This is a genomic window from Trichococcus sp. K1Tr, from assembly GCF_028309625.1.
Classification (GTDB): domain Bacteria; phylum Bacillota; class Bacilli; order Lactobacillales; family Aerococcaceae; genus Trichococcus.
Genome location: NZ_JAQMHR010000005.1, coordinates 106,725 through 124,295 on the forward strand (window position 1 = coordinate 106,725; position 17,571 = coordinate 124,295).

Annotated in this window: 15 protein-coding genes and 1 riboswitch; of the genes, 12 read left to right on the plus strand and 3 right to left on the minus strand. The window is 51.7% G+C overall.

Annotated elements, in window-relative coordinates; genetic code table 11:
* Positions 1-281: 281 nt before the first annotated feature.
* Positions 282-884, minus strand: coding sequence for a hypothetical protein (locus PH235_RS09825; RefSeq protein WP_272162162.1), 603 nt, complete (start codon positions 882-884; stop codon positions 282-284).
* Between the two features lie 28 nt (positions 885-912).
* Positions 913-1,917, minus strand: coding sequence for an ornithine cyclodeaminase family protein (locus tag PH235_RS09830; RefSeq protein ID WP_272162163.1), 1,005 nt, complete (start codon positions 1,915-1,917; stop codon positions 913-915).
* Between the two features lie 204 nt (positions 1,918-2,121).
* Between PH235_RS09830 and PH235_RS09835 the strand changes: the two genes are divergently transcribed.
* The 4 genes from PH235_RS09835 to scfB all read left to right on the plus strand — a co-directional run bounded on the left by PH235_RS09835 (position 2,122) and on the right by scfB (position 6,371).
* Entirely contained in the window at positions 2,122-2,976 is an 855-nt protein-coding gene (locus PH235_RS09835; protein ID WP_272162164.1) for an SMP-30/gluconolactonase/LRE family protein, read from the plus strand.
* Between the two features lie 122 nt (positions 2,977-3,098).
* The gene (locus tag PH235_RS09840; protein ID WP_272162165.1) at positions 3,099-4,571 is read left to right on the plus strand and encodes an aminotransferase class I/II-fold pyridoxal phosphate-dependent enzyme; all 1,473 of its coding nucleotides are present in this window, start codon (positions 3,099-3,101) and stop codon (positions 4,569-4,571) included.
* 170 nt (positions 4,572-4,741) lie between these two features.
* A complete protein-coding gene (gene scfA, locus PH235_RS09845; protein WP_084253821.1) occupies positions 4,742-4,897 on the plus strand; it encodes a six-cysteine ranthipeptide SCIFF in 156 nt (51 codons plus the stop codon).
* Between the two features lie 70 nt (positions 4,898-4,967).
* Positions 4,968-6,371: a thioether cross-link-forming SCIFF peptide maturase gene (scfB, locus tag PH235_RS09850; protein ID WP_272162166.1), complete on the plus strand. Its 1,404-nt coding sequence runs from the start codon at positions 4,968-4,970 to the stop codon at positions 6,369-6,371.
* Positions 6,372-6,694: 323 nt separating this feature from the next.
* Here the strand turns inward: scfB and PH235_RS09855 are convergent, their stop codons facing one another.
* The gene (locus PH235_RS09855) at positions 6,695-7,861 is read right to left on the minus strand and encodes an aminotransferase class I/II-fold pyridoxal phosphate-dependent enzyme (RefSeq protein WP_272162167.1); all 1,167 of its coding nucleotides are present in this window, start codon (positions 7,859-7,861) and stop codon (positions 6,695-6,697) included.
* 341 nt (positions 7,862-8,202) lie between these two features.
* Positions 8,203-8,348: riboswitch (Lysine riboswitch) on the plus strand.
* 160 nt (positions 8,349-8,508) lie between these two features.
* Between PH235_RS09855 and dapD the strand changes: the two genes are divergently transcribed.
* The 8 genes from dapD to PH235_RS09895 all read left to right on the plus strand — a co-directional run bounded on the left by dapD (position 8,509) and on the right by PH235_RS09895 (position 17,558).
* A complete protein-coding gene (gene dapD / locus PH235_RS09860) occupies positions 8,509-9,222 on the plus strand; it encodes a 2,3,4,5-tetrahydropyridine-2,6-dicarboxylate N-acetyltransferase (RefSeq protein WP_272162168.1) in 714 nt (237 codons plus the stop codon).
* A gap of 31 nt (positions 9,223-9,253) precedes the next feature.
* Positions 9,254-10,396: a M20 metallopeptidase family protein gene (locus tag PH235_RS09865; RefSeq protein WP_272162242.1), complete on the plus strand. Its 1,143-nt coding sequence runs from the start codon at positions 9,254-9,256 to the stop codon at positions 10,394-10,396.
* A gap of 424 nt (positions 10,397-10,820) precedes the next feature.
* The gene (locus PH235_RS09870) at positions 10,821-11,336 is read left to right on the plus strand and encodes a hypothetical protein (RefSeq protein WP_272162169.1); all 516 of its coding nucleotides are present in this window, start codon (positions 10,821-10,823) and stop codon (positions 11,334-11,336) included.
* A 39-nt stretch (positions 11,337-11,375) separates the two neighbouring features.
* Entirely contained in the window at positions 11,376-11,906 is a 531-nt protein-coding gene (locus PH235_RS09875; RefSeq protein WP_272162243.1) for a DUF2179 domain-containing protein, read from the plus strand.
* Positions 11,907-11,946: 40 nt separating this feature from the next.
* Positions 11,947-12,894 (plus strand): aldo/keto reductase, encoded by a 948-nt coding sequence (locus PH235_RS09880; RefSeq protein ID WP_272162170.1) that lies wholly within the window; start codon positions 11,947-11,949, stop codon positions 12,892-12,894.
* A gap of 573 nt (positions 12,895-13,467) precedes the next feature.
* The gene (locus PH235_RS09885) at positions 13,468-14,508 is read left to right on the plus strand and encodes a branched-chain amino acid aminotransferase (RefSeq protein WP_272162244.1); all 1,041 of its coding nucleotides are present in this window, start codon (positions 13,468-13,470) and stop codon (positions 14,506-14,508) included.
* Positions 14,509-15,244: 736 nt separating this feature from the next.
* Positions 15,245-16,234 carry a YihY/virulence factor BrkB family protein gene (locus tag PH235_RS09890; protein ID WP_272162171.1) on the plus strand — a complete coding sequence of 330 codons (990 nt, stop codon included), beginning with the start codon at positions 15,245-15,247 and terminating at the stop codon, positions 16,232-16,234.
* Between the two features lie 127 nt (positions 16,235-16,361).
* Positions 16,362-17,558: an FtsW/RodA/SpoVE family cell cycle protein gene (locus PH235_RS09895; RefSeq protein ID WP_272162172.1), complete on the plus strand. Its 1,197-nt coding sequence runs from the start codon at positions 16,362-16,364 to the stop codon at positions 17,556-17,558.
* The last annotated feature ends 13 nt before the right edge of the window (positions 17,559-17,571 follow it).

A 17,571-nucleotide genomic window follows, 5' to 3' on the forward strand; every position in this document is an offset into this window, starting at 1 on the left:
CAACAAACGTAAACAAAGCTTAATTCAAAATTAAACTTATAGGAACCTGGTCTTCGGATCGGGTTCTTTTTTTCGGTATTTTTTGTTGTCCCAGCTCCGGTTGGGACAACATTCACCGGAGGACCGACCGCAATCAGCCAAATGCTCTCCGGCCTGGCTGCGCTGGCCGGAGATCCGAACCCCTTCAGCAAGCTGTCCGCCGATGAAGCAACTCCTCAACGGAGAAACGCACACAAAACAAGCATCCAGAAATCGAATTCTGGATGCTTGTTTGTGTTCCATCAATATTTCTTCTTTGGATGGCGGTCGACGACTTCCGGATATTTTGCCAGGATCGCTTCGCCTTCCGGAGTGATGCGGTATCCCCTCAGCGGGAACTGGGAGGCGAGCTGTTCCTCGCTCAATTCCTGTTTCGCGAGCTCCATCAATTCCGGCTTCTTCATCTTGGAATAGCCGGCCACTTCGTAGTGTTTCAGGATGGCTTTCAGGATGGCTGCGTTCAGGTAATCCAGTGAATCGGTCGCCGACAGCTCCACCGCATAGCCTTTTTCGATCACCTCAGCCAACGCTTGAGGGCCGTTGATGCCGTAGTTGTATTCGAAATATTTCGGATAGCCGCTCTCGTTCGTGAACGTGCCGAACTGGATGCGCCATAACAGGATCAGATGACCCGGCAAGATATCTTCCTCAAAACGGATCATGTTGCGTTTGGGGACGAGCTGTTCCGATCCGATCCGGACGGCGTTCAGCCAACCCTCCTTATCGCGTTTTTTGGAAATGTAAGGCACTTCCGGATAATCCTGATAAAGCGCGAAAATATCCTGCACCGCTTGATCCTGCAAGTCCAAGTGGCTGTTTTGTTTTTCGATGTTGTTGGTATTCATAAAAATCCCTCCTGTTCGTTCCTACTTTTTATGCTTCAAAATCAAAGGCGTAGCCCATTCCTTTTTTGAGTGCTCTTTGGTAAACTTCTCCGGCTATCGCAACATCCATCGCTCCGGTGCCGATTGGGATGCAGATGGTGATGTCCTGCGAAAGGTCGCCGGCATCTTTCTTTCCGACCGCCAATTCGCCCAACGTCGCAAAAACATCTTTTTCGGACAGCTTCCCTTCACCCGTCAGTTTCTTCAAAGCACCGCGATGGAGAGCCTGCTCCACATGGTCAACGATGATTTTGTCCGCCTTCAGGATGAGTGCATCCTCGATTTCCTGGAAAGATCCCATCGGAAAGATGATGGTGCCTTTTTTTATCCATTCCGCTTTAATGAGGGGAGTCTGCGCTGGTGTGACGGTGATGAGGACCTCGGCCTGGCTGGCTTCCCGGGGATCGTCGACAATGCGGATGGCGCCTTTTACGTGTTGCTGCATTTTTTCGGCAAATGCTTCCGCTGTGCTGCGCCTGTGGTTCCAGACGATCAATTCGGTGATGTCGAACAGATCCGCGATTGCCCGGATATTGGTACTGGCTTGCATCCCGGCTCCGTAGAGGCCGATCGTGACGGTCGGTTTCTTGAGCAAATACCGCAAAGCGTTTGCGGTCTGGGCCCCGGTGCGCATATTGGTGATATAAGCGCCTTCAAGGGCAGCGGTGAAAGTACCGAGATGCGGATTGATCAACAAAATCATCCCTGTGATATAAGGCAGTCCGGCAGCTTTGCGTTCGCCTAAAAATCCCCCGACCCATTTCAAGCCGGCGATATCCTGCGAACCGATGTAGGCCGGCATTGCGTTCATGAACCCTTCGTACGGTGGGTAACCGCCAGTTTCACCCAGATCCAGCGTCAATTTTGTCGGGTTGATGACTGTGCCGTCACCGAGGCCCTGAAATGTCTGATGCACGAGATTGTTGAAATCCGCAATGTCCAATAATTCCTTGATGGTGCTCTGATTGATCAGAAGCGTACTGCGATCTTCCATGGCCATTCTCCTTTTGACGAGATGTGTTCAGAAGAATTGCTCTCTTCGAACAGTCACATAAAGTATAGCATTTTTCAGGGGAGAACAAAAAATCGCGAGCATCCAAATATCAAAAACTATCCACAAAATCGTATCAATTGGAATGCATTTTTCGTTGTTATATACTGAAACCATAAATGACACAGGAATATGAGGTGGATGAATATGGAAAAGAAATCCGAACAGGCTAAGGTGAGGGAACCGGAACTGGTTTTCTATGCGGGTTCGACATTGCTGGAAGGGCCGCACTGGGACGCGGAGAACAGTTTGCTTTATTGCGTTTCAATCGAAAACAACATGATCTACGCCATCGACCCGGAAACAGGTGAGGTGAGAACCTACTTGACCGATGGGCCGGTCGGATGCGCCGTCATCGATCAGGAGGGAATGATTCTGGAAGCCGAAATAGGCGGTATTTTCCGGATCAATCCAAAGACGAAGGAAAAGAAACAGGTGACAAAAGCTCACGATGACGAACGGATGCGCTACAACGATGGGAAGTTGGATCCGAAAGGCCGACTGCTTGTCGGGACGATGAGCTATGAGGACACCTATGAAGGGGAAGCCGCTTTGTATGCCATCGGAAAGGACGGAACGGTCCGCACGGTTTTGGATGGCCTGACGTTGGCAAACGGGATGGGATGGTCACCGGATGGAAAGACGCTCTATTTCATCGACACGCCGACCAAGAAAGTGGGCCGCTATGCTTATGACACAAAAACGGGTGAAGCGAGTTTCGAGAAATACATTGTCGAGATCACCGACGGCAGCAATCCGGACGGCATGTGTGTGGACCCGGAAGGCATGATCTGGGTGGCGCAATACGGCGGCGGCAAAGTCTGCAAATGGGACCCGGAGACCGGCAAGAAGCTGGAGGAAATCCGGATGCCGGTGAAGAATGCGACGTCCTGCTGCCTGGGCGGTAAGGATCTGGAGTATCTCTACATCACGACCGCGAAGGACGGCGAGACGGAAGAGGAACTGGCGGGTGGCTTGTTCCGCGTCAAGCTGGGTAAATAAATACATTGAAAATTGCCCGTTCTCACGATAAAGAGTGAGAACGGGCAATTTTTTACGTTTGGATGCTTTTTTCCTCTGGTATAATGATAGTAGAACAATATCATCAGGAAAAGGACATACTTATGGACAAACATACAACACAACCTTCTTTGTTGGACAGGCTGAAAGCACATGCGTCGTCCAACAGCATCCCGATGCACATGCCAGGGCATAAGCGGAACACTGCGCTGCTAGGCACGGATCTTCCTTACAACATCGACATCACGGAAATTGACGGCTTCGACAATCTGCACGGCGGGAGCGGCATCCTCAATGAATATATGGAAGAAATAGCAGACTTCTACGGCACCAAGCGCTCATTCTACCTAGTGAACGGCAGCACTTGCGGCATCCTTGCTGGGGTCCGCGCTGCTACCAAACGCGGCGGCAAGATTGCGGTCGCCCGGAATTGCCACAAATCCGTCTATCATGCCATCGAACTTTTCGGATTGGAGGCCGTCTATCTGATGCCGGAAATGGATGAAGCATTCGCCATCCACGGCGTCATCTCGACGGCAAGCATCGCCAATACGCTGAAAAAGCATCCGGATACGCAGCTGGTCATTCTGACATCGCCGACGTACGAAGGGGTGGTCAGCGACATCGCGGCGATTGCCGATATCTGTCATGCGCAAGGGATTCCGTTGCTGGTCGATGAGGCGCACGGCTCGCATTTCAATTATTCGCAACATTTTCCGGCCAGCGCGACAGCACTCGGCGCCGACATCGTGATCCAGAGTCTGCACAAGACGTTGCCTTCGTTGACGATGACGTCGTTGGCCCATCTTACTAGCGACCTGATCAGACCCGAAGAACTGGCCCGGCAACTTGCCATCTTCGAAAGCAGTTCGCCCTCCTATGTGCTGATGGCTTCGATTGACCGCTGTTTCAGTTTGCTGCGGGATGAGGGAGATCAGCTATTCGAAGCCTACAATCAAAGGTTAACCGACTTCTCGGAAAAAATGGAGCAGCTCCAGCATCTGAAGGTGCTTTGCCATGGCAAAGACAGACTTGACGCTCACAAAACCTTTTTCGCCTTCGACAAAGGCAAAATTTTGATTTCGACGCAAGGAACCGGATTGACCGGACAGAAACTTTCCGAAATGTTGCGGAGCGAATACCATATCGAAATGGAGATGGCTTACGGCGATCATGCGTTGGCGATGACCAGCGTCTGCGATACAGATGCCGCTATGGATGCTTTGGCCGATGCGCTGTTGGCCATCGACGGCACGCTCGACTCTAAGTCTGGAGGGCACACACTGTACAACGGAACGTTGCTTTTCTCCTTACCCGAAAAGCAATGCGAAATCTGGCAGGCCTTGGAATCGGAAAAAATAGATTGCCCGATTGAAAACGCGATAGGGCAAACGGCAGCCGAATACGTTTGGGCTTACCCGCCCGGAATTCCTTTGTTGGTGCCTGGGGAACGGATCAGTAACGGTTTTATCCGCCAAATCCATACGCTATTGGAAAAGGGGATAAAGGTCTACAGCGATGCCGAAGGGCTTCCGAAAAATATCCGAATTGTACATCACAAAATCCTTGCTCATTAACTTACATTTTGATAGTTATTGGATGAATCACGATTTTTATAAAAACGGTCACTATGCTGATAGGCCGGTAGATTGACGGACTAACAATTTGTTGGTAAAATAATTCACAAAGGGAGCATTTTTCTGTCAAGCAATATGCTCCCTTAACCTATTTCAGAGGAGATGTCGTTATGAAAAGAATCGTAACTTTAAGCACCCGCAACCTGAAGGATACTGCCAAACACGGCGGCTGCGGAGCATGCCAAACATCTTGCCAATCCGCATGCAAAACTTCTTGCGGAATCGCCAACCAAAGCTGTGTGAACCCTAGACAAGCAGCGAAGTAAAAAAAGAGTCCGCCCGACTGATTCCAGTTGGGCGGCAATTTTATGGACAAAAAAGGAGTTTGAAACCGAAATGATTCATCAATATAAACTGAACGGATACAATATCGTAATGGATACCTACAGCGGTGCCGTGCATGTCGTCGACGACCTTGCCTTCGATATCATCGCGCTGTACGAAGCGACGCCGGTAGAAGAGATCGTCACGATGATGCTGGAACAATATGCGAACGACCCGGAAATCAACGAAACGGAAATCCGCGATACGCTGTCGGATGTCGAAGAATTGAAGTCAAATGGGGAATTGTTCACGGAAGACTTGTATCAAGACCTTTCCATCGATTTGAAGAACCGCCAAACATTCGTGAAGGCTCTTTGCCTGAACGTTGCGCATACTTGCAACCTGACTTGCGATTACTGTTTTGCCAGCCAAGGCAAGTACAATGGCGACAGAGCGATCATGAAATTCGAAGTCGGCAAGCAAGCAATCGATTTCCTGCTTGAGAATTCCGGTTTCCACCGTAATCTGGACGTCGACTTCTTCGGCGGCGAGCCGTTGATGGCTTGGCGCGTCGTCAAGCAGATCGTTGAGTACGCTCGCAGTAAAGAAGAGGAGTCCAACAAGACTTTCCGTTTCACTTTCACAACGAACGGGATGCTTTTGAACGACGAAATCAATGAGTTCCTGAACAAAGAAATGTACAATGTCGTTTTGAGCTTGGACGGACGCAAGGAAGTCCATGACCGTCTGCGCCGTACTGTTAACGGAAAAGGCAGCTATGACTATATTTTGCCGAAATTCCAGAAATTCGTGGAAGGGCGCGGCGACAAGGAATACTACGTCCGCGGCACTTACACAGGCAATAACGTCGATTTCACAAACGATATTTTCCACGTCGCTAATCTTGGCTTCGACAAACTGTCGATGGAACCAGTCATCTGCGATCCATCCGAACCTTACGCTTTGACGGAGGAACATCTTCCGGCACTGTACAGACAGTATGAAATCTTGGCGGAGGAAATGCTGAAGCGCGGCGAAGAGGGCAACGACTTCACTTTTTACCACTACATGCTGGACCTTTCCGAAGGCCCGTGCATCCAGAAACGCATCTCCGGCTGCGGATCAGGAACGGAATACATGGCTGTCACTCCTTGGGGCGAAATATTCCCTTGCCACCAATTCGTGGGTGATGAAGAATTCAGCCTGGGCAATATCTGGGATGGCGTAACCAAACCGGAACTGCAATGCCAGTTCAAGGAAGTCAACTGCTATTCCAAGCCGGAATGCCAGGATTGCTGGGCTAAATTGTACTGCAGCGGCGGCTGCCCTGCAAACTCGCTGCATGCAACCGGATCCTTGAAAGGCAATTATGAATTCAGCTGCGACCTGTTCCGCAAACGCGTGGAATGCTCGATGATGGTGAAAGTCGCGGAATCGATCCGCGAAATGGAAGCCGAAGCGATGGTAGCTGAGTAAGAAGATAACGAGTTATTATGAGAGAAGTGCGCGCCGGATTGCTGTCGGTGCGTGCTTCTTTTTGTTGTGGTGATGGGCGGGCGGCTGCTCCTCCGGCCAAGGCAGTCTTGGCCGGAGGACAGAACATGATGTCACCCGCATCTCCGGGGAAGCCACCCTCCCCGGAGGAGAAAGCCAAATGTCAGCCGTACCTCCGGCGAGGCCGGCTCTCGCCGGAGCAAGCCCTCAGAATGCGGGCCGGATCCCCGGCCAAAAACCAAAAGCCTAAACCCGACAGAAAAAACCGCACAATCGCCCGATTGTGCGGTTAAACATTTATTCACTTATTTCGCATTCAGTTCATCCAGAAATGCAACAATCCGTCGGCAGCCTTCAACGACGTTCTCGTCGCTGGCGGCGTAGCTCATGCGGAAATAGCCGACTCCGGATTCGCCGAAAGCCGAACCAGGGATGACACCAACGCCGGCTTTGCGTGCCAAGTCGATGCAGAAATTCCAGTCATCGTTGCCGTACTGCTCCGGAATGCGCGGGAACAGGTAGAAGGCGCCGTCCGGATTGTTCATCTTCAGCCCGGCAGCAGTCAGACCTTCCAGCAGGATGTCCCTGCGCTTGAGGTAGGCAGCTTTCATCGTGGCAGTCGCTTCATCACCGTCGCGGAACGCAACTCCGGCTGCGGTCTGTGCAGGCGTGGAGCCGCAAGTGACCAGGCTTTGGTGATATTTCAAAATTTCGCGGATCAAGTCCGCTTGGGCAGCGACAAAGCCGACGCGCCAGCCGGTCATCGCGTAGCTTTTCGAAGTGCCGTTGATGACGATGGACTGCTCAGGGATGTACTTGGCGATTGAGGTATGGCTGCCGTCGTAGGTCAGTTCGCTGTAGATCTCATCGCTAAGCACGAAAACATCATATTTCCTGATGACTTCGGCCAACGCTTCGACTTCCGCCTGCGTGTAAGTAGCGCCGGTCGGGTTGTTCGGATAGGTAAGCACGACCATCTTCGTTTCCGGATTCGCATCCAACGCCGCCGTCAGGTCCTCCGGCGTGATCAGGAAGCCCGTCTCGGATGTGTCGATCTTGACGCTCTGTCCGCCTGCCAAATGCGTGACGTATTCATACTGCGGGAAGGCCGGCGATTGGATGATCACTTTGTCGCCCGGATTCATCAGCGCGAACATCGAGGCGGTGATCGCTTCCGTCGCGCCGACAGTCAGGATGATGTCGGTATCCGCGTTGTAATGCAGTCCGTATTTCCGCTCCATGAATTTTGCGATTTCTCTGCGGGTCTCTAGAACGCCGGCGGAAGGGGCGTAGTGGGTTTGATTCTGTTTCAGCGCCTCTTCGGCCGCCGCCTTGATGAATTCCGGCGTATCGAAATCGGGCTCCCCCATCGTGAAACGGATCAGGTCCTTCACATCGCTGATGGCGGCATCGAAGTTACGGATGGGCGATCCTTTCAGTTGCTTCACAAAACGGTTCGTTTCTCTGCTCATAATTTATCTCCTCCGGATGAAATATCCTTAATCAATGTATAGTCGAACGTGCGCCAGCCGATTGCTGACGTCCAATATCATGAAAATAACATAACACGATTGCAGGCGTATTTCTATGCAAAGTTGCACACACTTGGATGAAAATTAGAAAACCGCGAGTTTGATGAGCGTTTTCACATAGGAGTGGCCGATCCTTCCCGCCACTTTCCGATCCGGAGGTCAGCTTAATCCATTATGCGCAACCCCGAAACACTTAAAAACCAAGCGGAATCCAGCTTCTGCCCCGAATCGGTTGACAGTTTTGCCGGATAAGTGTACGATTAGAAAAATAAATGAATCGCCAAGCAAAAAGAGGTCGCGTCTGGTCAAGAGTACCGCAAGGGAAAGGGACGGTCGCCGAAGCATGCAGATGCTGGACCCAGGTTGAACAAATGTGGGGCTGTTCCATTGTCGTTGCCCGATGACAATGGATTGCGCTTTAGCTTGGTTGGGCGAATGCAGGTCTCCGTAGCCGTAAGCACTCGCTTACCGCTATTTTTTTTGCATTTCAGGAACAAACGGCCGTCCGCCGCATAGGGCAAACACAGGCTGGCATGCTATAATGGGCATGTTGGAACAGAAAAAAATGATCGGGAGGAAACATCAAAATGAGCGAACTATTATTGACAGATGCTTACGAAATCGCGGCTTACATCAAGGCTGCCGAAAAGCAAACACCTATAAAACTATACATCAAAGGGGATTTCGAGAATCCTGCCTACGAAGGCTTGAAGTTCTTCGGAAACGGAGACAGCTACACGGTCTTCGGCGACGCTGCAGCGATCTATCCTTTCTTGGAAGAAAACAAAGATAAGATCAAAGACCACGTCATGGAATACGACAGACGCAATTCCGCAATTCCATTGTTGGACACTACCAAAATCGAAGCGCGCATCGAGCCAGGCTCATTCATCCGTGATCACGTGACGATCGGCAAGAGTGCCGTCATCATGATGGGTGCAGTCATCAACATCGGCGCAATCATCGGCGAAGGCACAATGATCGACATGGGCGCGGTAGTCGGCGCACGCGGCACGATCGGCAAAAACTGCCACATCGGAGCAGGCGCAGTGGTCGCAGGCGTACTTGAGCCACCTTCGAAATCACCAGTCATCATTGAAGACGGTGTTTTGGTCGGCGCGAACGCTGTCATCATCGAAGGCGTGCACATCGGCGAAGGCGCTGTTGTCGCAGCTGGCGCAATCGTTTTGGAAGACGTACCGGCTAACGCGGTTGTTGCGGGATCCCCTGCAAAGATCGTGAAGATGAAAGACGCTCAGACAAGCGAAAAAACCCAATTATTGGCTGACTTAAGAGACTAATAAATACATGTAGAGGGACCAGGTGAACAGCATGCAGATTGCAGAATTATACGATACGGTGAAGACGATCCGAAGGGAGCTCCACCAGATTCCGGAGATCGGCTTCGATCTGCCGTTGACTTCGGAATACGTCCGCCAAAAGCTGGTGTCGTTCGGTTATGAACCGATCAGCACCGCCGAAACAGGATGGGTAGCCGTCCTGGAGGGCAAGTCCCCGAAAGCAATCGCTTTCCGTGCGGACATGGACGCCTTGGAAGTAACCGAGGAAACTGGAGCGGATTTCGCTTCCCTTCATCCGGGCAAAATGCATGCGTGCGGACACGATGGGCACATGGCCTTGTTGTTGGGTTTCGCAAAATACCTGAAGTCCCTGCCTATTTTGGAAAAGTCCGTCGTTTTGGTCTTCCAGCCGGCTGAAGAGGGACCGGGCGGCGCGAAATGGATCATGGATTCCGGCATCCTGCAGGAACTGCAGGTCGAAAAGATCTACGGGTACCACCTGTATCCGAGTCTGCCTGAAGGCATTCTCGGCTTGGCCAAAGGACCTTTGATGGCGCGCAACGGTGAATTCGACATCACGCTTGAGGGCGTCAGCTCGCATGCCGGGCAGCCGCACTTCGGCAAGGATGCCTTGGTTGCCGCCGCGCAGATCCTGCTCTCGGTCCAGAACATTCTGGCCCGCGATCTTGATCCGTTGCAACCAGCTGTCGTGAACATCGGCACGTTGCATGCCGGGGAAGCCCGCAATATCGTGGCCGGAAAAGCCGAGATGACCGGAACGATCCGGAGTTACGACAAAGCAGTTTATGCTTCCATCAAGGAACGCCTTGCCGACATCTGCGCAGGCATCGAGCGCATGAGTGGTGTCATCTGCACGTTGGATATCCGCGATTTCTATCCGGAAGTCACCAACGATGCGGAAATGATCGGAACGTTGATGGACGCCTTGCCGGGCGATGCCTACGAGGTCGTCAAACCATTGATGCTGGCCGAGGACTTCGCTTTCTACCAAGAGAGCATCCGCGGCGCCTTCATCCTGCTGGGGACAGGTCGTCCCGACATGGGTTGGACGCACCCGCTCCACAGCAGCCGTTTCAACTTCGACGAGAAGGTGCTACTGCAGGGAATCGCTTGCTACGACCTGATCCTCGAAAAGGAAGGGCTGAAGGGCTAAAAGCCAACAGCAAGTCACCGAACACACAACATACAACCATAAAGCACCCTCACCGGGGTGCTTTTTGCTTTCGTGGCGCATAACGATTGTCGTCCTCCGGTGAGGGGTGTTTCGCCGGAGGACAGGACCGCATTTGGATGGTTTCCTCCGACCAGCAGAAGCCTCATCGGAGGAGCGCCCATCTATTACCGGTCTCCTCCGGCGAATGAACCCTCGCCGGAGCTGAGGGCCAGTTTGCATTGCTCTTCTTCGGCAGCCACTTTTTGCCAAATTTGATCGAAGCGGGCAAACCGAATGAGCTGCCGCGATATTGCACCGCATCCAATAAAATTGTAAAGGTTCGATTAAGTTAATGGATGGGAAAAGCATTTTCTACGCAAAAAAGGTACAATAGAACCACATACTGGATGAAAGAGGGGAAATTATGCATAAGAAAAGATTATCCGCATTTCTTTTAGGGTCAACAGCATGGCTGCTTGTCGCGTGCCAAAACCCGGCAACAGACACGACAGCTACAGAGGCGGCGACAAGCACGTCGCAGGTTGCAGATTCACAAACGACGACCGAAGCGAGCAATCAGGCTGCTTCAAGAGCCAGCAGTCTGGAAGCGGCTGAGAGCGTACAGGCACAAACGCCGTCCGCAAGCAGCACCACTGCAGATCCCGCAACAACAAACGATACTGCCCAGACCGCCGATCAGGACACGCTGATCACTGAGGCAAAACAAACAATCACACAATTGACAGGCTATGTCGAAAGCGAAGTGTACCTGTTCATCGTAGAATCGGTCGAGGCCAATGAAGTCACCATCAACATCCGCGAAAACGGCACCGATATAGCCAGCTCCGTCGGTTTTTACCGCTACAACGGAACGACCGGGGAATTGCTGGAAATGGATATCGTAACAGGGGAATACACCCGCCATCCTGCACAATACTAACAGGATAGGTTTGAATCAAAAAAGGAGAGGGTGATGACGATGTTCGATTGGGGATTATTGGCGAAAATATTCGCGATCAGTCTGAGCTATGTGACGATGAACACGATCCGGTTCATGTTGACGATAAAAGGCTACCGCGTTTTGGCGCCACTATTGAGTATGGTGGAAATCGTCATCTATGTTTTGGGTCTGTCGATGGTCATGAACAGTCTGGACAACCCGCTCAATCTGGCAGCCTATGCGCTCGGGTACGGCGCCGGTATCGCTATCGGCATCAAAATCGAGGATTTGCTCGCGCTTGGGTACACGATGATCACAGTCATGACGCAGGACGTGGACAGCTCAATGCCGAATCAACTGCGCGATTTTGGCTACGGGGTCTCTTGCTACAGAGCCCACGGGAGGGACGGCGAGCGTCTTGTGCTCGAAATCCTGCTGACGCGGAAAGCCGAACGCCATCTTCAAAATAAAGTGTTGGAAATCGATCCGAAAGCTTTCATGGTTTCATACGATCCGAAGTACATCCACGGCGGCTTCTGGTCCAAACGGGTCCATCTTGGCAAAAAATAAACGAATGAATAAATGAACGGGCAAGGAAAGGGGAAACGATATGACAGAACTTGTGAAATTGGGAAGAACCGACCTACTGATCCATCCAATCGGGCTGGGGGCGAACAAAATTGCCGCAGCCGATCCGGAAACGAACACCGAATACGGCGGCGACGTGCTTTTGAGCGCGATCAATAAAGGACTTAACTTCATCGACACGGCGTTTATGTATGGAATGGGCACTTCCGAAACGATCATCGGCAAGACGCTGAAGGAACACAACCTGCGCAATAACGTGGTCATCGCCACAAAAGGCGCGCACGAGGTGACCGAAGCCGGCATCGTCCTGAACAACAATCCGGCTTTCCTGACGGAGCAGGTCGAGAACAGCCTGAGACGTCTGCAGACCGATCATATCGACCTTTACTACATCCATTTTCCGGATGAAAAGACACCCAAAGCCGAAGCTGTCGGCGCGCTGCATCGACTGAAGGAACAAGGGAAAATCCGTGCCATCGGCGTCTCCAATTTCAATCTGGAGCAGCTGAAGGAAGGCAACGCCAACGGCTACATCGACGTTGTCCAGGATGAATACAACCTCCTGAACCAGTCGGCCGAAGAGAAGCTTTTCCCTTATTGCCGCGAACAGGGCATCTCCTTCATCCCGTACTTCCCGTTCGCGTCCGGGCTTTTGGCCGGCAAGTACACGCAAGCTTCGGTCCTGTCGGAGAAACAACAGAAGCGTCCGCAGTTCCAGGGGGGTACCTATCTGGACATCCTAAAACGTGTGGATCAGATCCGGCCGCTCGCTAAGAAGCACCGGACCGGGCTGCAGAATGTCGTTTTGGCCTATTACTTGTCCAAGGATGTCGTCGACGCCGTCATTCCGGGTGCACGCAACCGGCAGCAAGTGCTTGAGAACCTCGAAGCCGCAGAAGTCCGTTTGGATGCAGAGGACATCGCTTTGATCCAGCAAGCCTTCCCGGCAACGTACCGCTTGCCGAAATGATTTTCTGAACGTTTCAAAGCCTATTTATTACAAAATGATGAAAAAAGCATTTGACATTCATTAGATACAGGCATAGAATTACATCATAATCTAACAAACAGAAGGGGGAGAATGAGAATGGATGCGACTTGCGGAATGTGCACACTACTGAACAAAAAGAAAGCGTCGTTCTCATTCGATGCCCTAGTCATTCTAAAAGTGATTTAGCCCAGGATTCTTACTTACTACAAGTAGAGTCCTCTTTCCGTTTCATTGGGCTCTCATTAAAGAATGAGCCTAATCACATAGGCTCATTCTTTTTTTATAGAGTTGAAAAGTATAAAATGTTTTGAATCCAAAAGTGCATCACCTTTGGTGTTTTACAGGTTTGCAAAATGTTTTATGCAATCAAAACAGTTGGCTAGCTTCACGGGTAAGCCCTTCGGAAATTAGATAAATCGTACCTATTGCGCTCTACGATGCTCAGTCGGCACGATTTCCTAAATTTCTTTCAGGGCTGAACGAACCCGTTCAGCTTTTCTCATCGTTAATTCTGATAAATAATATAGATATGGAGTGGTTTGGATGACAGAAATGACACAGACAGCAGAACAAAAAGCGTTGAACATCGATTGGGAAAATCTAGGATTCAGTTATATCAAGACTGATTATCGCTTCATTTCTTATTGGAAAGATGGGAAATGGGACGACGGCGAAATGACGACTGACAACAAAGTCCACATCAGCGAAGGGTCTCCAGTGCTGCACTACGGCCAATCCTGCTTCGAGGGGATGAAGGCGTATCGCACAAAAGACGGCAGCATCAACCTGTTCCGCCCGGACGAAAATGCTAAACGGATGATCAACAGCTGCCAACGCCTGTTGATGCCTGAGTTTCCGGTGGAAAAATTTGTCGCAGCGGCTAAAGCGGTCGTCAAAGCCAATGAAAAATGGGTGCCGCCATACAATACTGGCAGCACGCTCTATCTACGTCCTTACTTGATGGGTGTCGGCGACAACATCGGCGTCAGCCCAGCGACCGAATACATCTTCTCCATCTTCGCGATGCCGGTAGGCCCTTACTTCAAAGGCGGCTTGACGCCGACGAACTTCATCGTTTCAGATTACGACCGCGCCGCTCCGCACGGCACGGGTGCAGCCAAGGTCGGCGGAAACTACGCAAGCAGCTTGCTGCCAGGTAAAGAAGCGCATGATCGCAACTTCAGCGACTGCATCTACCTGGATCCAGCAACGCACACGAAGATCGAAGAAGTGGGCTCCGCGAACTTCTTCGGCATCACGAAGGACAACCGTTTCGTGACTCCAAAATCACCATCAATCTTGCCGAGTATCACCAAGTATTCTTTGTTGTATTTGGCTGAGCACCACTTGGGCATGGAAGTCGAGGAAGGCGATGTCTTCATCGACAAGCTGGATGAGTTCAGCGAAGCCGGCGCCTGCGGTACAGCCGCAGTCATCTCTCCGATCGGCGGCATCCAGTACGGTGACAATTTCCACGTCTTCAATTCCGAAACAGAAGTCGGACCTGTGACGCGCAAATTGTATGAAGAACTGACAGGCATCCAATTCGGCGACTTAGAAGCGCCTGAAGGTTGGATCGTGAAAGTAGACTAAGCAAATAGATGACAATGCAGCTCTCCCAAGGCCTTTGTGCTGGAGGAGAGCTGTTTTTTTGATTTGCCGACTACCGGGGGTGAGCGTCAGCTCCGGTGAAAGGTGTGCTGCCCGGAGAACAGATCGTGCGCCAACGACCAACTACGGCGAGCGAATGCTTGCCGGAGCACAGGCGATTTGCGGCAGCCGAACTCCGGCGAAGCCGACGCGGCCGGAGGTGACATTTTATTGCGGTCCTATCTCCGGCGAGGACCGGCTTCGCCGGAGGAGGACGTCAGCTCCGATGAGCGGGGCTCTGCCCGGAGAACAGCGTGTGCGCCAACGATCAACTACGGCGAGCGAATGCTGGCCGGAGGAAAGGCGGTATCCGTCAGGCGAACTCCGGCGAAGCCGCCGTGGCCGGAGGTGACATTTTCTGGGACCACCATCTCCGGCGAGGACTGCCTTCCCCGGAGGAGGACGTCAGCTCCGATGAGCGGGACTCTGCCCGGAGAACAGCGTGCGCGCCAACGACCAACTACGGCGAGCGAATGCTGGCCGGAGGAAGGGCGGTATCCGTCAGGCGAACTCCGGCGAAGCCGACGTGGCCGGAGGTGACATTTTTCTGTAGTCTCCATCTCCGGCGAGGACTACCTTCCCCGGAGCCACACAAATCTCACACGTAATGCTTATCTGTGGCATTCCCAGCCGCTTTTGGCTATGATTAACCTATAGAGCTTGGCGGGAGGAAAAAGGAATGAACGCATTAAGGAAATACATCAAAAATCCAAAAATTCGCCAAATCCTCGTCTTGTTCCAGCAACATTGGAGCCGGATGGAGATCGGACGGCAGTCGGCTGAGATGGCCTACTATGTGCTGTTGGCGCTGCTTCCGACAATGTTGTTGCTGGGGAACGTCATTCCGTTGTTGCCGTTACCGCGGGAGCAGGTGTTGGCCTACGTGGAGATGGCCTTGCCGCTTGAAGTCAGCAATACGCTCACACCAATACTGGAAGAATACTTGTCCAGCGGCAGTGGTGGGGTGGTTTCATTCGGGCTGGTTCTGTCGATCTGGACGGCTTCGAAAGCATTCAATGTCTTTCAGAACGTTTTGAATCAAGTTTACAATACGAAGATGCGGAAGAACATCATCGTCCACAGGATCTTTTCGTTTGTGATCGCATTCCTGTTGGTCGCCATGATTTCGCTTGTCGCTTTCTTGTTCATGTTCGGCAGATATATCCGTGATTTCTTCGAAGAGTTTTTGTCCATCCAGTTGGATTTCATCACCGCCTTCGAAAATGTCCGTTGGATCGGGGCATTCCTGATCATCTCCATCATCATGACGGTCATTTATTTCGTGGTGCCGAACGTGCGATGGTCATTCAAATTTTCGGTGCCGGGTGCGGCGTTCGCAACGATCGGTTTCCTGTTGATTTCGCAACTGTTCTCCTTTTATGTCGGACTCGCCGGTAGCCAGGCCATCGGAAACAGTGCAATCGGGGTCGTGATCACGCTGCTGCTGTGGCTGTATCTGATGGGGACGGTGCTGATATTGGGTGGCTTCCTCAATGTGATGCTGTACCATTATTTCCGACCGTTGCCGATTGTCCTGAAGGAAGAGAGCCGCTATGCGATCCGTTATTCGAAGAACGCATTGGCGTTGACCGTCAACGAACAATCTTTGAAACGGCGCCTGATCCGTAAAAAACTGCGCATCCAAGGGAACAAACAAGCAGACAAGTGATTGAATCCGGAATGACGAGGCAGAGAGGTTTAGGTTTTTTTAAACCTCCTCGCCTTTTTTTTTGGGCGAAGTTTCTATATAATGAATAGATAGCACGCCTATTGTTTTTGAAAGAAAGGATTTAATCATGCGAAATCAACAAACTACGCAGAATGCGGATGTTTCGAAGATCGATTACGGCATTATCCTGTCCGTGTTCCTTCTGGCCATCATCAGCGTCCTGACGATTTATTCAACTACTGTCCTGCAGACGGACGGCGGCATCGGTACGACCATCATGCAGCTCGTCTGGTACGGCATCGGCATCATCGCCGCTGCCATCGTGATGCATTTCGATTCCGAACAACTCTGGAAAGTCGCGCCGATTGCATACGGGGCCGGCATCCTATTACTGTTCCTGGTCCTCATTTTCTATGACCGCAATACTTATGCGCTGCAAGGGGCGAAAAGTTGGTTCCGCTTCGGTGGCGTCACCTTCCAGCCGTCTGAAGTCGTGAAGGTCGCCCTCATCATCATGCTGGCGCGGGTCATCACCGAACACAATATGCAGATTGATGACCGGACCGAAAAGACCGACATGAACCTGCTCCTGAAGATCGCCATGTGGTCGGCACCGCCGCTGCTGCTGGTTATCCTGCAGAATGACCTTGGGACGACGCTCGTGTTCCTGGCGATCATCATCGGCATGACGTTCCTTTCCGGCGTATCCTGGAAAATCCTGCTTCCCGTATTCGGGACGATCGGGGCCCTTGGATCGCTGCTCATCTACTTGGTTGTCTATAACCGCGATGTGCTCCTGAATTTCGGCTTCCAGAATTACCAATTCGCCCGGATCGATTCCTGGCTCGACCCGTTTGGGGACAGCACCGGGGATGCCTATCAACTGGCTCAAAGCATGAAAGCGATCGGATCAGGCAAACTGTTCGGCAAAGGCCTCGGCGTTTCCGAAGTCTACGTGCCGGTTCGCGTTTCCGATATGATCTTCTCCACGATCGGCGAGAATTTCGGCTTCATCGGCGGGTGTTTTCTCATTTTCATCTACTTCCTGCTGATCTATCAGATGATTCGCATCTGTTTCGATACGAAAAATGAATTTTATGCCTACATGGCGACGGGCGTCATCATGATGATCCTGTTCCACGTATTGGAAAATATTGGCATGACGATCGGGCTGTTGCCGATCACCGGTATCCCATTGCCGTTCATCTCGCAAGGGGGCTCGGCGCTCCTCGGCAATATGCTCGGGATCGGACTGGTCATGTCGATGCGTTACCATTACCGCAGCTACATGTTCTCGGACGAGGACGAACATTTCGGCATCTGACCCTAACTTAAGG